Genomic DNA, 522 nt, shown 5'->3' with positions numbered 1-522 from the left:
ATTCCAAAAGAGGACGGCAGTAAACGGCCTTTAGCCATTTCGTGCACAGAGGACAAACTTATCCAGCTTGCAGTCAGTGATATCCTCAGCCGGATTTATGAACCGTTGTTTATGCCTTGCTCCTACGGTTTCCGACCGGGACTAAATTGTCATGCAGCATTAAAGGCACTACAGCAGCAAACCTACCGTAACGGGAAGGGTGCCGTAGTGGAAATTGATATCCGAAAGTATTTCAACATGATACCTCATGATGAGTTAATGAATATACTGCGGAAGAAAATATCAGATCGCCGTTTCCTCAGATTGATCGAAGTATTAATCACGGCGCCCGTCATAGTGGATAAAGAGACATCCCGCAATGTGCGCGGGTGTCCGCAAGGTTCAATTCTGTCACTGGTATTGGCTAATATCTACCTGCATCATGTAATAGATGGATGGTTTGATGAAATCAGCCGTTCACATATTCACGGGCGGGCAGAGATGGTGAGGTATGCCGATGACAGGGTATTCACCTTCCAGTAC

1 protein-coding gene is annotated in these 522 nt (G+C 46.2%); it reads left to right on the top strand.

Features of this window, described 5'->3' with window-relative positions; all coding sequences use genetic code 11:
* A partial coding sequence (locus tag C5470_RS22205; protein ID WP_242688285.1) for a reverse transcriptase domain-containing protein occupies positions 1-522 on the top strand: 522 nt, incomplete at both ends.

Origin of the sequence: Photorhabdus stackebrandtii (genome assembly GCF_011189495.1) — a bacterium.
GTDB classification, from domain to species: Bacteria; Pseudomonadota; Gammaproteobacteria; order Enterobacterales; family Enterobacteriaceae; genus Photorhabdus; species Photorhabdus khanii.
This window is presented reverse-complemented; position numbering and strand designations above follow the sequence as displayed.